Here is a 2,297-nt window from a genome sequence, read left to right as displayed (position 1 = left end):
AGTATGAAGAGTATTACAAAATTGATGGTTGTCGCCATGCTTCTCGCGGCTGCACTGGTGGTAGCACCGGCAGCGGCGGCGAGGACGATTGATACGAATGGCACAATCATCTATGTGGGTGAAGAGAACCTGAATTTTGCCGTCGGCGGAGCCAACGGCTTCAATGCAGGTAGTGCTAACGATATTACGAAGTTGGTCCACTTCACTGACCAGACTGCTGATAAGACCATTTATATAAATGGTTCGAACTTCGAACTGAAGAAGTCCGACGTTGGCACGACGACTGGTGCCTACCACGTGTTCACTGATGGTACGGAAAAAGCGGAGGCTGTAGGTACTGTCGAGATTCAGATCCCCAGAGTGGATCTTGATGTTCGGCTTTATGATGAAGGAGAAGGTACTAAATTTGACCTGATGAAGGATTCCGTGGACGGAAAAACTGTCACCCGGAATAACAAGTTGTTCTTCAGGTTGGATACTAACCTGTATGGCTTTGATGTAGAGGACACTGACGCGCCCACGATCAACATCGACGTCACCCTGCCTGGTGGCGGTGTGGTGAACAAGTTCAGGAACGCTGAACTGAAGAATCTCAACATCAATGAGAGCACTAAGATCTATGTACCTTATGATATCTCAGGTGAGAAACTGGTGAGCATCAACCTTAGTGGTGTCGAGGGTCTTAGTGATGCTGATGCAGGAACCTACACTGTCCAGGCAAAGTGGCCTAGCAGTGCTGACTTCTACGGCAAGGGCTTTGATTCCAACACTGTGACCTTCGAGGTTCTCAGCAAGACGCTCGCCATCGAGTCTGACAAGGACAGCGTCGTCCGTGGGAACAGTTTCACTGTGACGATCACTGGAGAGTCGCTCGAGAAGTACAGACTGTATATCAAGCCCACGGGCGACCTTGCGCCTTCCAAGTACCCCAGGATTGTAGAGGGGCAGAAGGGGCTTCAGGGTGCCTACAACGCCATAGACATGGTCATTGAGACTACCGCTGGCGGCACCCGGTCCATCCAGTTCGACACCGACACAAACACCGACGACCGGCAGTATACCATCCGCGTCGAGGAGCTCAAGGCCACAGATCGCGACTACGACGAGGTCAAGGTACGGGTTGAAGAAGGTGACGTCACCATCACCGCATCAGGAACCGGCACCTATTACATGGGCGAGGAGATCACACTCTCCGGCACCTGCACTGAAGGCGATACTGTCTACCTCTTCATGACCGGTCCGAACCTCGGCAGTGAGGGTGTCAACCCTGCGACCCTTGAGCGCCTGAACAATGCGCTGCCTCTCGCAGTGGATGTTGAGGGGGACGACACCTGGTCCTATGACTGGGAAACTGGCAACCTCGGCGCTCTTGAAGCCGGTGGTTACACAATCTACGCAGTTTCGAAGCCCCTGGGCAGGAATAACCTTTCCGGCGCCAAGTATGCCACGGCCACCATCCAGCTCCGGCCCGGATTTGTCACCGCGACCGTGAGCGGCGGCGCTACTGTTGCCAGCGGTGATGACATCAAGATCACCGGAACTGCACAGGGCAGCACAAATGATGTCCAGATCTGGATCTTCGGCAAGAACTTCTACGGCAATGCTACAAACAGCAGGGCCGTAAAAGTCGAGACCGTCAGTGTTGAGGATGACGGTACGTTCGAGTACGAACTCGACAACACCGAGTTGCTCTCTTCCGGCCAGTACTTTGTCATCGTCCAGCACCCGATGAGCGGTGGCTACGCAGTTGGCATCGACGAGAAGTACCAGAAGTACCTGACCGGGCCCGGCTTACCCGCAGCAGGATCTGCAGGTAGTGTTGACCTCACGCAGCTGACGGCTTCCGCTGCAGCAAACGCGGTTATCAACGCCCTTAACTCGCCGTATTCCGACGACAAGTACACGAAGCTGACCTTCTTCCTCGAGGATGCCTGGATCCGGATCGACCCGATCGGTGACCAGTCCGCAGGAAGCACGTTCACGATCACCGGTACCACCAACCTCGCGGCTGGCGGTGAGCTGATCGTCGAAGTGGCCTCCGCTGCGTTCCAGCCCGGTGCGGCCGGTGAGACCTCTGGCTTCTCGAGCGACGCTGGCACCGTGATCATCCAGCAGGGCGAGACCGCGAACACCTGGTCCTTCGAGGTCGACGGAACCACCTTCAGGCCCGACCAGTACACCGTCACGGTCGAGTCCATCGAGACTCAGACGTCCACAAGCACGACCTTCAACATCGTTGAGGGCCCCGCGCCGACGCCGACGGGCACTGAGACCACCACCCCGACGGGCACTGAGAC

Annotated in this window: 1 protein-coding gene; it reads left to right on the top strand. The window is 55.9% G+C overall.

Going from position 1 to position 2,297, the window contains the following annotated elements:
• Positions 1–24: 24 nt before the first annotated feature.
• The coding region (locus tag ACI94_RS08825; RefSeq protein ID WP_286681324.1) for an MEMAR_RS02690 family S-layer glycoprotein at positions 25–2,297 on the top strand (2,273 nt) is incomplete at its 3' end.

The sequence above is a fragment of the Methanoculleus sp. DTU007 genome (assembly GCF_001512385.1).
GTDB classification, from domain to species: domain Archaea; phylum Halobacteriota; class Methanomicrobia; order Methanomicrobiales; family Methanoculleaceae; genus Methanoculleus; species Methanoculleus thermophilus.
This window is presented reverse-complemented; position numbering and strand designations above follow the sequence as displayed.